10 protein-coding genes and 1 pseudogene are annotated in these 14,331 nt (G+C 65.1%); 9 read left to right on the plus strand and 2 right to left on the minus strand.

Features of this window, described 5'->3' with window-relative positions:
* Positions 1-71: 71 nt before the first annotated feature.
* The 5 genes and pseudogenes from ACRAQ3_RS03275 to ACRAQ3_RS03295 all read left to right on the plus strand — a co-directional run bounded on the left by ACRAQ3_RS03275 (position 72) and on the right by ACRAQ3_RS03295 (position 6,966).
* Positions 72-1,046, plus strand: a complete 975-nt coding sequence (locus ACRAQ3_RS03275) for an FUSC family protein (protein ID WP_432255661.1) — start codon at positions 72-74, stop codon at positions 1,044-1,046.
* Positions 1,047-1,165: 119 nt separating this feature from the next.
* Positions 1,166-1,395, plus strand: a pseudogene (locus ACRAQ3_RS03280) (IS5/IS1182 family transposase); the annotation flags it as partial.
* A 378-nt stretch (positions 1,396-1,773) separates the two neighbouring features.
* Entirely contained in the window at positions 1,774-2,850 is a 1,077-nt protein-coding gene (locus ACRAQ3_RS03285) for a lysylphosphatidylglycerol synthase domain-containing protein (RefSeq protein WP_432255662.1), read from the plus strand.
* A 4-nt stretch (positions 2,851-2,854) separates the two neighbouring features.
* A complete protein-coding gene (locus tag ACRAQ3_RS03290) occupies positions 2,855-5,680 on the plus strand; it encodes a UPF0182 family protein (protein WP_432255663.1) in 2,826 nt (941 codons plus the stop codon).
* A 5-nt stretch (positions 5,681-5,685) separates the two neighbouring features.
* A complete protein-coding gene (locus ACRAQ3_RS03295; RefSeq protein WP_432255664.1) occupies positions 5,686-6,966 on the plus strand; it encodes an ArsB/NhaD family transporter in 1,281 nt (426 codons plus the stop codon).
* Positions 6,967-7,149: 183 nt separating this feature from the next.
* Here ACRAQ3_RS03295 and ACRAQ3_RS03300 read toward each other — a convergent pair whose 3' ends face one another.
* Together ACRAQ3_RS03300 and ACRAQ3_RS03305 are read right to left on the minus strand one after the other, a co-directional pair.
* Entirely contained in the window at positions 7,150-8,382 is a 1,233-nt protein-coding gene (locus ACRAQ3_RS03300; RefSeq protein WP_432255665.1) for a sigma-54-dependent transcriptional regulator, read from the minus strand.
* Positions 8,383-8,384: 2 nt separating this feature from the next.
* Complete coding sequence (locus tag ACRAQ3_RS03305) at positions 8,385-9,827, minus strand: sensor histidine kinase (RefSeq protein ID WP_432255666.1); 1,443 nt, start codon at positions 9,825-9,827, stop codon at positions 8,385-8,387.
* Positions 9,828-10,457: 630 nt separating this feature from the next.
* Here ACRAQ3_RS03305 and ACRAQ3_RS03310 point away from each other — a divergent pair.
* From ACRAQ3_RS03310 to ACRAQ3_RS03325, 4 genes are all read left to right on the plus strand, one after another.
* Positions 10,458-10,991, plus strand: coding sequence for a hypothetical protein (locus tag ACRAQ3_RS03310; protein WP_432255667.1), 534 nt, complete (start codon positions 10,458-10,460; stop codon positions 10,989-10,991).
* The gene (locus tag ACRAQ3_RS03315) at positions 10,988-12,304 is read left to right on the plus strand and encodes a GAF domain-containing protein (protein ID WP_432255668.1); all 1,317 of its coding nucleotides are present in this window, start codon (positions 10,988-10,990) and stop codon (positions 12,302-12,304) included. Before ACRAQ3_RS03310 ends, ACRAQ3_RS03315 begins: the two co-directional genes overlap by 4 nt.
* 135 nt (positions 12,305-12,439) lie before the next feature.
* Positions 12,440-13,534, plus strand: a complete 1,095-nt coding sequence (locus tag ACRAQ3_RS03320) for a hypothetical protein (RefSeq protein WP_432255669.1) — start codon at positions 12,440-12,442, stop codon at positions 13,532-13,534.
* Complete coding sequence (locus ACRAQ3_RS03325; RefSeq protein WP_269398713.1) at positions 13,531-14,091, plus strand: c-type cytochrome; 561 nt, start codon at positions 13,531-13,533, stop codon at positions 14,089-14,091. The genes ACRAQ3_RS03320 and ACRAQ3_RS03325 overlap by 4 nt, the downstream gene beginning before the upstream one ends.
* The last annotated feature ends 240 nt before the right edge of the window (positions 14,092-14,331 follow it).

Below are 14,331 nucleotides of genomic sequence, written 5' to 3' on the forward strand. Positions count from 1 at the left end.
CAGTTTGGCCATTGGCTGTAATGGCCTAGTCTCTCGACTGGAGGTCGAAGCGACGGAGCCGCAGGCTGCCCATGGAGTTGCCATCCTGGATAACGAGCCTGCGCGCGGAATGGCGCAAGCGCCGGCGCGACGCGCTGCGCCTCGGCCTGCAAGGTGCCGTCTCAGCGAGCGCCTTCTACCTGTTGATGACTTGGCTGGGGCTACCTGAGGTCTTCGTCGGCACGATTTCGGCCGTCTACATCCTGCAAGAAAGCAGCGATGGCACGATCGGCTCGGCCATGGGCCGCCTGTCGGCGACGCTGGTCGGCTCGCTGATCGCCATCGCTTGCCTCTTCGTTCTGCCGCACGGATACGGCACCGCCGTCGCGCTCTTCGTCACCATGTTCGCGATGAATACCATCGCGGCGCTGAAGTCGAACTGGCAGTACGGGATCGTTGCCGCGATCGCCTTGGCCCTCGGGTCGCAGCAGAACGTGATCGAGGTCTCGATCGATCGCGGTATCTCAATCGGACTGGGCGCCGCCGTGGGTCTCGCCGTGGCGTTGTTCATCTGGCCGGACCGGGCCGCGAAGCGCTTCGAGCGACATGTCAGGCATGCGCTGGCGGCACTGGCCGACCGGTTGGAGCATGCTGGCACCGCAACGGAGAAAGGGGCCGATCCGCTGCATCCCGGGCACGAGGCGCGCTATCAGGAAGCCGTTCGCTTGGCGGCGGAGGCCAAGGACGTCATGCGGATCGCTCCGGCTCGGGACGCAGAAGAACGTCTCAAGCATCTTCGGCGCCTCCACAACTCCATCGTGATCCTCGATCGAACCCTGGAAGGAGCGACGGCGTCGCCGCTTCAGGGCGACGAGGACTTCTTGCGGCAAGAGGTAGGTAAGGTGGTTGAGGCTATCCGCGCGTTGGCCGCCGGCGCGCTCGAAGAGCTCCCGCAGCTGGCCGATCCGGCGGGGATGCGCGAGGGCGATCGGGAGGCTACCCTGCGCTTTGGCATGAGAGAGTTGAACCTCGAGCTGCGAAAGTTGGCGGGTGAGAGGCGCGCATGATGGATCTGCGCGGCGGGTGACTCCAATATCGCTGCTCTGGCACGTGTCCTGCAGAGGCTGCGCGACAAGGTGCGGCAGTTCTGCGGTGAGAATGGCTTTGACTTGGCAAGCGCCCGATCCGTGAAGCCCTGATAGTCAAGGGGATCAAACCCTGCATCCCGGGCCAAAAATCTCGTGCCACGCCGGTCAGGCACGACAAACGTCGTTGTAAGCGCCGTAACTGGATCGAGATCATGTTCGGACGTTTGAAGGACTGGAGGCGAGAGCCACGCGCTACGACAGATGCCCAAAAGTCTGTCTCTTTGCCGTCGCCCTGGTCGTGACCATCCGAACTGGCTTCAAGAGTTAACGAGGCCCGACCCAAAATGTCGGATCACCTACCGCCGCCGAAATGTAGTGCCGAGGTTTCTGTACGAAAACAGGCGGTTGAATTGGGGTATATCCCCCAGTTTCTGCATCTTCCGGGCGATGACGGCCGTCGAGAATCATCTCAATCTTTGGAGCGGAGCCGATGAGTGGACAATGGTCCACCTGTCTTTTTGCCGATCGGCCTAGGCACTCGTATTTTTTGAGAGGCTGTCCCATGGATCAAAACGTTGCTCTTCAGAAGGTGCATCACCACCTGCGCGGGGGCGTGCCGATCGGACCAAGCTCCGATGCGCGCCCTGTAGCCGAGCCCACTTCATCGCAGGGCATCTTACCGCAAAAGAGCCAGTTTCTGGGATTGGTGACGCCGTCCTACTTGCTCTGCGCGGCGCTGCTTGCAGCGATGGTGGCCGCGGCGGGGATTTGGGAGTTGCTCGCCAACACGCGCCTGCTGGCAGCTTTGCTCGCCGGCGGCATCGTCGCCTTGGGCGAGGATGATGCCGGACTCGGCACCGGGGTGCCCGGCGTGCATTACTTCATTCGGTCGCAGGAACTCGTGACCTGGTCGCTGGTCCTGCTCGCCGCTTCGATCTTCATCGCCGTCGCGCTCCTGAAGGGGCTGCAGTTCCACCGGATCGCCCGGCTTCTGGGCATCGAGGGGACGCTCGGTCAGCATCTCAAGATATTCATCTACGGCCACGGTCTCGGTCGCATGACCCCTTACCGGTTGGGGGAAGTGGCTTGGGCGGCGGGACTGGAGAGACAGGGCGCGACGCTGCAGCAGGCGGTGCGACTGGTCTTCATCTTCAAAGGTTTCCTTCTGTTCGAACTCGCCTTCTTCGCGCTGATCGGTCTGGTGATGAACGGGCTCTTGAACTGGGCGCTCGCCTTGGTGCCACCGCTCGCGATCCTGCTGGTGTCGTGGCTGCTGATGCGGCCCGGCGCCGAAGAGCGCGCAGGGGAGGCGTCATGGTGGTCGCGGGCGGCGGAGGCGTTCGGCGATTTGTGCCGTGATCCGCAGATGCTGTTCGGGCTGGCGCTGCTCTCGCTGCTCTCCTTCGCGCTGGTCGAGTTCGCGACCTACATCGTGCCGCAGGCCTTCACGAGCCGGGTGGTCCCGCTGGTGCAGGACGTGTTGCGTTATGTCGTCGTTACGCCGAGTGTGATCGTGATGGCTGTGGTCGGCGGCTATATCGCCCGGCTGGTGCAGGTCACCCCGGGCGGTATCGGCCAGTTCGAGCTCGCGTTCGCGCTGATCCTCATGGTCAATCGCCTGCCGGTAACGGAGGCGATCACCCTGGCTTTCCTCGTCAGCGCGGTCCGCTACGCGGCGGGTCTGCTGCTGTTCGGTGGCACCATGCTCGTCTTCGGAACGACGACCAATTTCCAACAAGTGCGGATGCTGTTCGGGCAGCCGGTACGGCTGAAGGAGGAGTGAAGCGATGAGCATGCAAACCGATATCCCGGCCCGGTCGCAATTCGCCAAGCTGCCGAAGGTGCCCACTGCCGCATGGATGTGGACGCGGGTCCTGATCGTCGCGAGCGTGGCGCTGGGGCTGTTCCTGCTCGACCGGTTCAGCGGCCTGCTGCTGAACTACTGGCTGCTCGACAGTCTCGGCTATGCCGAGGTTTTCTGGACCAACTTCTACATGCAGACGGCGCTCTTCGCCGGGGGTTTGATCGCCATGATACTGGCGGTGGCGACCCCGGCCTGGCTGCATGGGCTGCCGCAGGCCGACCGGCTGAAGACCCTTTGGGTTGCCGCGATTGGCGGATCGCTGCTTGGCTACGTCCTGAACCTGCAGTTCTACGAGTTCCTCGGCCCGATCAGCGCGGTGCCGTTCGGCGAGGTCGACCCGATCTTCGGAAACGACATCAGCTTCTATGTCTTCGACCTGCCACCGATCGTGACCGCGCTGATCGCGGTGCTGTTCGTGGCCATTGCGGGCCTGTTCGCCTCGGTCTGGACCGCGCTTTCCGGCAGCCGTGATGCCGGCTGGCCCGAGGGTATGAACGGCTTCGTGCGCTGGCTCGGCCGGGTCGGCACGCCTTATGGCTGCCTGATGCTGCTGCTCACCGGTCTGACCGCCGCGACGCTGATCTGGCTGCGGCGCTATGGCCTTCTGACCATGCCGAACTTCGAGGATTCCACCGAAGGCACCGGTGCGGGCGCGGAATACGTGGACATCGTGGGCTTTTTCTCGACCAAGAACGCGATCTATGTCGAGGCGCTCGCGATCCTCGCCCTGACCGTGGGCCTGACGCTGACGATCTGGAAGGCGCGAAAGGCCCTGCGGCAACCGGGCAGCATCGATCTGCCGCGCGCCTTCGGCCCGCTCGCCTTCGCGTTGGTGCTTCTCCCGGGGATCACCACGGATCTGGCCTTCCGGTCGGTCGTGGCCTTGCGCGACCAGATCTTCGTGAAGCCCAACGAACCGGTGATCCAGTTGCCGTATCTGCAGCGCCATATCGATGCGACCAACAAGGCTTTCGGTACCGACAGGATCATCGAGAAGACCCTCGTGCCGCCAATGGGCGACGCAGCGCTGCCGCCGCTCGAGGCGTTCCTCGACAGCCCCACCATAAAGAACGCCCCGCTCTGGTCCGGCTCGGTGAGCCGCTACAGCCGCCGGGTCGCGCCGCAATACGTGCAGCGCATCCTCCAGGCGGAAGGCGACATGACGGTGTATTCGCCCACGTTGCAGATCCTCGAAGCCCAAGAGACCTTGCGCCCCTATTACGGCTTCATGGATGTCGACACGATCGTCTCGGAGGTCGATGGCGAGATGACCATGATGGCCAGCGCGGTGCGCGAACTGCCGCAGGACGTCATGCGGCCCTGGATCGTGGCCTGGAACCAGCGATCGTTCCTGTTCACCCATGGTCATGGGCTGATCACCATGCTCGCCTCCCAGCGGACGCCGACCGGCGATCCGGTTTATGGCAGCTCCGGCGTGCCGGTTTCAGCGCGGTTCGACGCGTTGGCCGTGGACAACCCGGCCATCTATTACGGCGAAGGAGCGGTCAACGCCGCCTTCTCGAACGCGGTCGGGCTTGCGGAGCACGACGTGGCGACCGAGCAGGGCCGGAGCGAGGTGCAATTTCCGCGGGATGTCGCGGCCGGCATCCGGGTCGACAGCCCGCTCAAGCGGCTGGTGATCGGCTATCAGACCGGGCACTTCTTCCAGACCCTGTTCTCGGAACTGATCGGGTCCGAGACCCGGGTGCATGTCTTCCGCAGGCCGATCGAGCGGCTCGAGCAGATCGCGCCATTCATCGACGTCGACACCGATCCCTATGCGGTTCCGGCCGGTGACGGGGTGAAGTGGATGGTCAACGCGGTCACCTACAGCGATGCCTACCCCTACAGCGCCCTGACCAATTTCGGCGATCCCGCGGATCTGCGCACCGAATGGCGGCCGCTGGAACGGATGAACTACATCGCGGATTCGGTGAAGGTCGTGGTCGACGCCATGACGGGGCAGGTCGATCTCTACCAGTTCGCCGACGAACCGGTGGTTCAGACCTGGGCCGCGATCTATCCCGGCCTGTTCAAGCCGAAGGACGCCATGCCGCCCGAGATCCGCGCGCATGTGCAATATCCCCAGGAACTGATGTCGATCCAGTTCAACAAGATCTATCCGTTCTACCACCAGCGCGATGCGCTGACCTTCTACAGCGGCGAAGATCTGATCGACGATGCCGACGAGGTGGTCGGGCCGATCCTGGGCGAGAGCGGTGCCACGATCACCTTCAGCCAAGGTCTGTTCTGGTGGGTCGCGGAAGCGGGCGGGGCGATGGTCGATGCCGAGAACCCCGTGCAGTTCGCCCTGTCCAAGAGCTACACGCCGCAGGATCCGCTCAACCTGCGGGCATTGGCGACAGTCTACCAGACGGGCGAGGATTACGGGACGCTGTCCGTGCTGAAGCTGCCCAAGGGCATGTTCTTCATGGGGCCCGAACAGGCCGATGCCGCCATCGACCAAGATTCCTTCATCGCGCAGGAAATCGGCCTGTGGAACCGTCTCGGCGTCGAGGTCATTCGCGGCCGGACCTCGACCCTGATCGTCGAGGGTGAGGTGCTCTATGTCGAGCCGATCTTCATCCGCTCACGGCAGAACCCGGTGCCGCAGCTTCAGCGGGTGGTCGTGGTGCTGCGCGGCCAGCCACATATGGGCCGCACCATCGAGGAAGCGCTGAAATTCGCGATAGAGGGGGGGCGCCTCGACATGGAGGAGCACCAGATCCGCGCCTCGCTGGAGGAGTAGGGCCAATGGGAGAAGCATCCGCACTTTCGGCGCTGGGCGTGACGATCATCCTCGCGCTGTCGCGCCCGGCCCTCGGCGTTCTCGTCGTCGGTCCGGCGCTGGCCGCGATCGCCGGCATCACGCTGATGACCGCGGCCGGACATGTCGCGATCCTCGACATCATCGAGGCGATCGGCGTGCTCTGGCGACCGATGATCGCGATCGCCTCGATCATGGTGATCGCGGCGGCGGCCGGGCATCTGGGCGTGGTCAACCGTCTCGCCGGGGCGGTGATCCGTCTCGGCGATGGCTCGGCGCGGACCCTGTTCTTGCTGGTGTTCTGCCTGAGCGCCTGCACGGCGGCGATCCTCAACAATGACAGCGCGATCCTCGTGCTGACGCCGCTGGTCATCACCATCGTCCGCGCGCTCTATCCGGAGAACCAGACGCTGCTGATACCGTTCGTCTTCGCGGTGTTCATGGCGGCCGGGATCGCGCCCATCGTGACTTCGAACCCGATCAACCTGATCGTCTCTGATGTGGCCGAGCTGGACTTCAACGCCTATGCGGTGCGGATGGTGCCGGTGGCCCTGGCCAGCGCGGTGATCAGCTTCCTGACTCTGCGCTGGATCTTTTCGGCCGAACTCGACCGGCGAGGGCCGGGCGTGGCCGACCCGAAAGTCGTGGCCGCCCGCTTTTCCGGGAGCGGCTGGGCGCCTGCGGAGAAGCACGGGCTGATATTAGCGCTGAGCGTGCTCGGCGCCTATCCGGTGATCGAATATCTCGGCGGGTCGGTCTGGATCGTCGCGCTATGCGGGGCGATCGCCGCCTGCATGCTCTGTGCCTTTCACGATGCGGCCAGGCCGGGCCATCTCCTTCGGACCGGTGTCGCCTGGCAGATCCTGATATTCCTGTTCGGGGTGTACCTGATTGCGCTGGGCCTGAGGAACGCCGGGGCGGTCGACTGGCTGGTCGATCTCTACAACCCGCCGGGCATCGCGACGATCGGGGTCGTCTCGGCGGTGGGGTCGGCGCTGATCAACAACCACTCCATGGCCCTGACCAACATCGTGGCGATCGGAGCGCTTCCGGGCGAACAGCATACCACCGAGTATCTCGCCGCGTTGGTCGGTGGTGATCTCGGGCCACGGCTCCTGCCGATCGGCTCGCTTGCCGGGCTGCTCTGGTACGCCGCCTTGGAGCGCTCGGGCGTGCATGTTCCGGTGCGCCAATTCATCCGGATCGGGGTGATCGTGACGGTGCCGTCCCTGGCGGCCGGACTGCTGATGCTAGGAGCGATTTCGTGACCTCCCGCGTTTGTGGTACGGAAGGTCATGTGCAGAGGCCGCGGACTCCGCCCTGTGGAATCCGGGCTCCAGTTGTGGACCTTCGTGGTCTTGGTAAAGCAGCCGGGATTGGACGGAAGGCCGAAGGGGCCGGTAGAGCCCATTTGTTCCGGGCCCGAAAGACCCAGCAGGGCAGCGTTGGCCTCAATGGGCCTCCAGATCGAACTTCCGCATGCGATAGCGCAGCGTATCGCGGCTGATACCGAGCATGTTGGCGGCCTGCGAGACGTTGCCTTTGCTACAATGAAGCGCTTGACGGATCGCGCTCAGTTCGAGCTCCTTCAGGGTCGGCACGCTGAGCCTGTCGTCTGCGGACTGGTCGATGAGGCGGATATGAGAGCCTTCGATCACCCCGTCGGTCTGTTCCAGCATCGCCCGCTCGATGCAGTTCACCAGCTCGGCCACGTTGCCTGTCCACTCGTGTTCCAAGAGCTTCACGCGTGCAGCAGGGGTGAATTTCGGGCGGGGCTGGCCCGCCGCCCGGGCCACCCGGTTCGCGACATGCTCGGCGATGAGCAGGACGTCGGCCGCGCGATCGGACAGCGAGGGTACGTCGATCCAACCCACCTGGATGCTGTAGAGTAGCTGCGGCAGGATCCCTCCGGCCCCCGTGCTCGGCGTGAGGTAGGTCTCCGTCGTGGCGATCAGCGAAGGTTGCGGATCCAGGCGATTGAGCAGGCGCAGCAGCATCGACTGCGCATCCATTCCCAAATGGGAGACGCCGCGCAGCACCAGGGTGCATGGCCCTGTGATATCGGCGAGGCACCGGTGTATCTCATCGCTTTCCAACGCGCAGTCGAGCACCGTCATTCTCTCGCTGCTGCCGGTAGCGGTCTCGTGCAGGGCCTGCGCGATCAGGAACTTGCCCGATCCGGGCGGGCCGACCACCAGCACTCCGGGGCGCGGTCCGGGGCCGGATCCGCGGCCGAGCCGCGTCACGGCGCGGCGCAGGGCGTTGGCGGCGGAGGAGCGACCGATGATCCGGTCGGCGCCGAAACAGTCGAGGCCCCCCATCTTCTCGTCCAGCATGAGCCCCTGCGCGATCGAAGCCACGGCAGACAGCGGGGCCGGCTTGACGAGGAAGTCCCTCGCTCCGGCCTTCATCGCCCGGACCGCGATATCCACGTCGCCATGGCCCGTCATCATGATCACCTGCGCCTCGGGGCAGTTCGCCTTGAACCAGTCGAGCAGGACCAGCCCGTCATCTTCGTTCAACTTGTAGTCCAGGATCACGAGCCGTGGCGCCTCGCGCTCGCACTGCACCTTTGCCGATGCGGCGTCGACGGCGTAATCGGCCGAAAATCCACGCCGCTCGAGATAGCTGACGATCGAGCGGGCCAAGACCATTTCGTCTTCGATGACCAGGACCTCGCCCATCGCTATGCCCTCGCCGGAAATGTCAGCGTGACCACGACGCCCTTCTGGATGCCGTTTCGCAGATCGAGAGTTCCGCCGAAACGCTCGGCGATACGCCGCCCGAGTGCCAGCCCGACGCCCAGGCCCGACGGCTTCGATGTCTTGAACGGCACAAACAGGCTTTGCAGCTGATCCTCATCCAGGCCTGGCCCGGTGTCCGATATTTCGATCGCGACGCGGCGCCCCGGCGCGTTCGACCAGTTGATGTGCAGGCGGCCGCCATTCTTCATGGCTTCGATCGCATTGGCGAGGATGGTGTTGACGACCTGCTCCATTTCGCCTGATCCCGCCGCCGCGATCGGGTGGCCATCGCAACGGCCCAAGACGACTTCGATATTGTGCCGCTGCAGTTGCGGCCGAAAGCTCTCGATGCAGCGCTTGATGATCACGTCGACATGGGCCGTGTCGGCGGCGTCCTGCGGTTCGGCGCGCGTACCGTTCAGGAAGGAACGGATCCAGACCTCGAGCCGGTCCACCTGATCCACGATGTCCAGCACGGTCTGGCGTGTGTTTTCTTCGATCTTCTCTTCTGCGACCAGTTCGGCGCAGGAGCGGATCGCCGCCAGCGGGTTGCGCAGACCATGGGCGACGGCCGAGGCCATCTCGCCAATCACCGCCAGACGTTCCGCCTCGACCAGACGCTTCTCCTGCCAGTGCAGGATGCGCATCGTGTAGATCACGACCGAGATCAGGGCCGCGAACAGCACCGCTCCGGCCAAGAGCGCGCCGACTTGGGCCAGGCGCACGATGTCCTGCAGCACAGCGAGCAGGGTCGTCGGGGTTTTGTAGACCTCGATCGCTCCGATGACGGCATTGCCGTCGCTCGACCAGATCGGAACGTAGATCTCCACGAATTCCTCGACATCGTCGGGCAGGCCGGCATGTTCGATCTTGTGCTCGAAATCCAATGACGCGATCGCGGGGTGAAGTTCTCCACGCAGCGCCCCGCTCAATTCCTCGTTGTCGTCGAAGGTCCGCCCGATGAGGGCGGGATCGCTGGACCAGATGACTTCGCCGGATAGCGAATAGATGTTCGCACGGGCCATCTCGGGAAGTTGCAGGATATGTTCGAAGACCTCCCCCATCTCTCCCGCGGCAGGGCGGAGTTCGCGTTCGAAGAAGAAGCGCTCGGCCCCCTCGACATGGACAATGGAGTTCAGGAATTCCATCGAGACCACCGCGTCGCGCTGCATCATCTGGCGCTTCATGTAGCTGGCCATGTAGGTGCTGAGCACGATGGTCGTCGCGAAGATCGCCGCGAAACTGGCGAGAATGAAGATCGACAACACTCGGACATATTGAGGAGATTCATGCAGCGAGTGGTGTTTTTGCATCGCGGCGTACTCCCTTCCCTGCCGCTCCTTGGGCGCAGCAGGCAGTACAAGCATATTTGCAAGTCCGGGCATCCAACAATTAAGACGTCCGGCTATCGAGACTGCTTTTTTGGGCTATTTGACCCAGATTTGCCGCGTCTTTTGCCCCAATTTGGCGGTTCCGGGGGTATCTACGGCTTCGGCGCCCGCTGCTATCATGAGCGGGTGACGGTATCGGAGGACGGGATGACTACTGTACTGCTTCGAGAAGGTGAGCCGGTTATGGCGGACAGAACGCGGCGCACTCTCTAGGGAGTAAGGCTCGAGGTCAGGTTTGCAGCGGGAGCCCCCAAGGGCCGCGATCCCAGGGCCGCCAATCGTCACGACCTGCTGGTGGCCTAAATTGCACTTGGCCATGGTATCGACGAGTTTGCGCGAGGCGGCTCGTCGATACCCCGGGCCGAAGATGATCGGACAAGGCAGTATTCTTCGCCATTCTCGCAGCCCTCGCGGCAAGCGGCGGCAGGCTTCACACAATCACCGATCACGTCGCGAAGGCAGGGCCGCAGTAGTTGAAAACATGAACTCGACCGCGCCCATATCGGCAGGCGTACCCCTGACGAGCATGACCTTATGGTCAAATGCGTTCTCGTAAGGCGGTTAAGATTTCGGTAAGATCTGTGGCAGCATCCTGCCCTTCGCCAACCCGCCCAGAGTCGCGCCATGCCGAGCGCCCAAGCCCCCGCTGATCCAGCCGAGACCGAACCCGGTCTGTTGCCGGAGGCGCAGGCGCTGGTCGAGGCATTCTGCCGACATGGCGCCAGCATCATCATCGGCGTCATCGGCCTGTCAGGGCGCCCGCTTGCGGGTGTGGCGCTGGGCTGTGCCGAGTTCGGGCCGAACAAGGTCAGGGTCCTTTTGTCGCGGCCGCTCAATTCCGAGCTGCTGCTCGGGCTGATGCGCAACAGCCGGATCGCCCTGACCGTTTCCGAGGTGCCGACGCACCGTTCGATCCAGATCAAGGGCGAAGGCGCGGTGCTGCTGGCGGCGCAGGCGGAGGATCTGCGAATTGCCAAGCGGCAACTTCGCGCCTTTCGCGATCAGCTCATCGATGCCGAGTATGGCGAGGCCTTCGCCACGGCCTATTGCCGCTTCGATCCCGCCGAAGCGGTGGCGGTGGAGTTCATCCCGCGCGCCGCCTTCACGCAGACCCCTGGACCCAGGGCGGGAGAGAGGCTGCAGGAGAGCGTGCGGTGACCACGCTCGACCAGATAAGGAACTGTCTCGAAGGCGTGGTGCCCGCCTTTCTCGCGACTTCGGACGGCGAGGGCGTGCCGAACGTCTCCGAAATCTCGCAGGTCCATTACGTCGATCCCGGTCATGTCGCGCTGTCCTACCAGTTCTTCAACAAGACCCGCCGCAACGTGCTTGCGACCCGCGTCGCCTCGGTGATCGTGGTGGACCCCGACAGCAACGCGCAGTACCGGCTGGAGCTCGACTTCGAAGAGACCCAGACCGGCGGCCCGCTGTTCGAGGCGATGCGCGCCAAGCTCGCCGGCATCGCCTCGCACACCCATATGGAATCGGTGTTCCGGCTGCTCGGTTCGGACGTCTATGAGGTCCGCGCGATCGAACCCCTGCCGTCGCGGCGGCTCGAGGTGCTGCGTCCCTGCAATCCCCTCAGCGCGGCGCGGCGCGTGGCGGCGGAGTTGACGACGCCCGAAGAGGTCGGGCCGCTACTCGACCGGTTTCTCGCGGCGCTGGAGCGGCAGATGGGGATCGGCCACTCGATGGTGCTGATGCTCGACCCCGAGACCGGACGGCTCTTCACCGTCGCCTCGCATGGCTATCCAAGCACCGGGATCGGCTTCGATGTCGGTCTCGGGCAAGGGGTGATCGGAGTCGCGGCGGCCGAGGGCGTGCCCATCCGCATCGGTCATCTCGCCGCCGACTACAGCTATGGCGAGGCGGTGCGTTCGGCCGCCGGCATCGACAGTCCCTCCGGCCCGGTCACGGGCGTTCCCTATCCGGGTCTCGAAGCGCCCCTGAGCCAGATCGCGCTGCCGCTGCGCCCCATGGGCGAGACGGTGGGCGTGCTGTTTGCCGAGTCGCCGCAGCGCAACAGGTTCGGCTATGACGACGAGGATGCGTTGCAGCTGGTGGCGCAAAGCCTCGGGATGCGGCTTTTGCTCGGGCGCCAGGACGGGCGCGAGCCTGCCGCGCCGCAGTCGATCGAGACGGCGAGCGGCGCGACGCCTCTGCGACTGCGCCATTACCGTTTCGACGACACGGTCTTCATCGACGATGCCTATCTCATCAAGGGCGTGGCAGGGGCGATCTTCTGGAAGCTGGCGACCGAACATGCCGCGACCGGACGGACCGAGTTCTGCAATCGCGAGTTGCGGCTCGACGCGACGCTGCGGTTGCCGGCGCATTTCGACAATCTGGAATCGCGCCTGCTGCTGCAACGTCGCCTCGCGGAGCGCGGCGGCGGCATCCAGATCCATCGCGCGGGGCGCGGCAGATTCCGCTTCGACGTCGCGGGCGACCTGACCTTGGAAGAACTCTGACCGAGCCTCGCCGCCGTTAAGAAAATTTTCAGAATTCGCGAGCAATGACTTCCGATGAGCGAGCGCGGGTTTCGGCGTATCCCCGAGCCAGGGCCGCCCGCATCCGGTGCGGTGGCCTGATGGAGGCTCGCACCGATGTCCGTCCCGATCATTGCACGATCCCGCCGTACCGGCGCGACGCTGGGCGTGGCGCTGACCCTTTCGGCCCTGCTCGCCGCCCTCGCGGAACCGGTTCAGCCGTCGCTGGGGGAAACCGCCCCGGCAGATCTCTTTGCCACGGGCCTCTACACCGACCCCGCAGCCCGGACCGTCGATCCGCAGCATCACATCTTCGCGCCGCAATATCCGCTCTGGACCGATGGCGCGGCAAAACGGCGCTGGATGTCGCTGCCGCCGGGCACGCGGATCGACGCGTCCGATCCCGACCGCTGGGCCTTTCCGGCGGGTACGCGGTTCTGGAAGGAGTTCGCCTTCGACGGCCACCCGGTCGAGACCCGCTACATGGAGCATCTCGGCGAGGGGCGCTGGATCTTCGCGACCTATGAATGGAGCGCCGACGGGCAGCAGGCGCCGCTGGCGCCGGAACGCGGCCGCGCCGATGCCTGGCCGTTGGCGGACGGGCGCACCCATGCCATTCCGGGCCGCACGGATTGTAAAGTCTGCCACGGCAGCGGTCCGGCCCCGGTTCTGGGTTTCTCCGCCTTGCAGCTCTCACCGGACCGCGATCCCGGCGCGCCGCATGCCGAGCCGCTGCCGCTCGACGCCGTGGATCTCGCGGTGCTGCTAGAGCGCGGGTTGATCGCGAACGCCCCGGCGGGGCCCGCGCCGCGCATTCCCGCGGCCGATCCGATGGAGCGCGCGGCGCTGGGCTACCTGCATGCGAATTGCGGGCATTGCCACAATGATCACGGCGCGCTCGCCGATCTCGGCTTCGATCTGGCCCATGGCCTGAATGACGGGACCGCCGCGGCGCGCGCCACCAGCTTCGGCGTGGCCCTGAAGGATCCGCCGGCCGGGCTGCCCGATGGCATCGACCTGCGCATCGCCCCGGGCGACCCGGCGGCCAGCGCTTTGCTGCACCGGGCCGGTTCGCGCGATCGGCTGCTGCAGATGCCCCCGCTCGGCACCGCTCTCGTCGACGAGGAGGCGATCGCGCTCCTCGCGCGATGGATCGCCAACCAACCCCGCGCGGGGGACCCCGCGCCGCAAACCGAAGGAGACAACAGATGATGTTTCTCAGAGCCGTCGCAACGCTGTTTCTCGGCCTCAGCTTCATTCTCGTCGTGGCGCTCTCCAGCACCGGCCTGCTGGCCCAGGAAACCGATCCGGTGGCCCGCGGCGAGTATCTCGTGAACACCTCGGGCTGTCACGACTGCCACACCCCCTGGGGGATGGGGCCGAACGGTCCCGAACCCGACATGAGCCGGGCCCTGTCCGGGCATCCCGCCGATCTTCAGATCGGCCCGCCGCCCGATCTGTCCGAGGAATGGGTCTGGGCCGGGAACCCGACGAACACCGCCTATGTCGGACCATGGGGGGTCAGCTTCACGGCAAACCTGACCCCCGATCCGGAAACCGGGGTGCTGCGCGACATGAGCGAAGGCCAGTTCATCGACACCATCCGCAACGGGCGGCATATGGGGCAGGGGCGGCCGATCCTGCCGCCGATGCCCTGGCCGGCCTACCGCAACATGACCGACGAGGATCTGAGCGCGATCTACGGCTATCTGCAGCAGATCGATCCGATTCCGAATGCCGTGCCCGAGCCCCTGCCTCCGGGCCAGTAAGAGACGGGGCCGCCCGGCATGCAGATGCCGGGCGGCTTCTTCAGCCAGCCCTTTCCAAATGGTCCGTCGGGTCGGAATAGGGACCAAGCCCTGTCAGGCGCGTCGGCGCCGCAGCGTACGGCCCGCGCCGGACCCGAGCTTCAGCCTGCGCCTACAGGTCGTGAAAAGCCTCGCAGCGGGTTTGAAACTATCGAGGCGGAGAGAGGGCGCGGACGCCGTTCGCGCCATGCAAGGCTCCCA

The sequence above is a fragment of the Limimaricola sp. AA108-03 genome, from assembly GCF_050847355.1.
In the GTDB taxonomy this organism is placed as follows: Bacteria; Pseudomonadota; Alphaproteobacteria; order Rhodobacterales; family Rhodobacteraceae; genus Limimaricola.

What these genes read in the sequence shown, in the direction of transcription:
- ACRAQ3_RS03310 (WP_432255667.1), top strand. Translation starts at nt 10,458, where the DNA reads ATGCCGAGCGCCCAAGCCCCCGCTGATCCAGCCGAGACCGAACCCGGT.
- ACRAQ3_RS03290 (WP_432255663.1), top strand. Translation starts at nt 2,855, where the DNA reads ATGAGCATGCAAACCGATATCCCGGCCCGGTCGCAATTCGCCAAGCTG.
- ACRAQ3_RS03320 (WP_432255669.1), top strand. Translation starts at nt 12,440, where the DNA reads ATGTCCGTCCCGATCATTGCACGATCCCGCCGTACCGGCGCGACGCTG.
- ACRAQ3_RS03295 (WP_432255664.1), top strand. Translation starts at nt 5,686, where the DNA reads ATGGGAGAAGCATCCGCACTTTCGGCGCTGGGCGTGACGATCATCCTC.
- ACRAQ3_RS03300 (WP_432255665.1), bottom strand. Translation starts at nt 8,382, where the DNA reads ATGGGCGAGGTCCTGGTCATCGAAGACGAAATGGTCTTGGCCCGCTCG.
- ACRAQ3_RS03325 (WP_269398713.1), top strand. Translation starts at nt 13,531, where the DNA reads ATGATGTTTCTCAGAGCCGTCGCAACGCTGTTTCTCGGCCTCAGCTTC.
- ACRAQ3_RS03275 (WP_432255661.1), top strand. Translation starts at nt 72, where the DNA reads ATGGAGTTGCCATCCTGGATAACGAGCCTGCGCGCGGAATGGCGCAAG.
- ACRAQ3_RS03305 (WP_432255666.1), bottom strand. Translation starts at nt 9,827, where the DNA reads ATGCCCGGACTTGCAAATATGCTTGTACTGCCTGCTGCGCCCAAGGAG.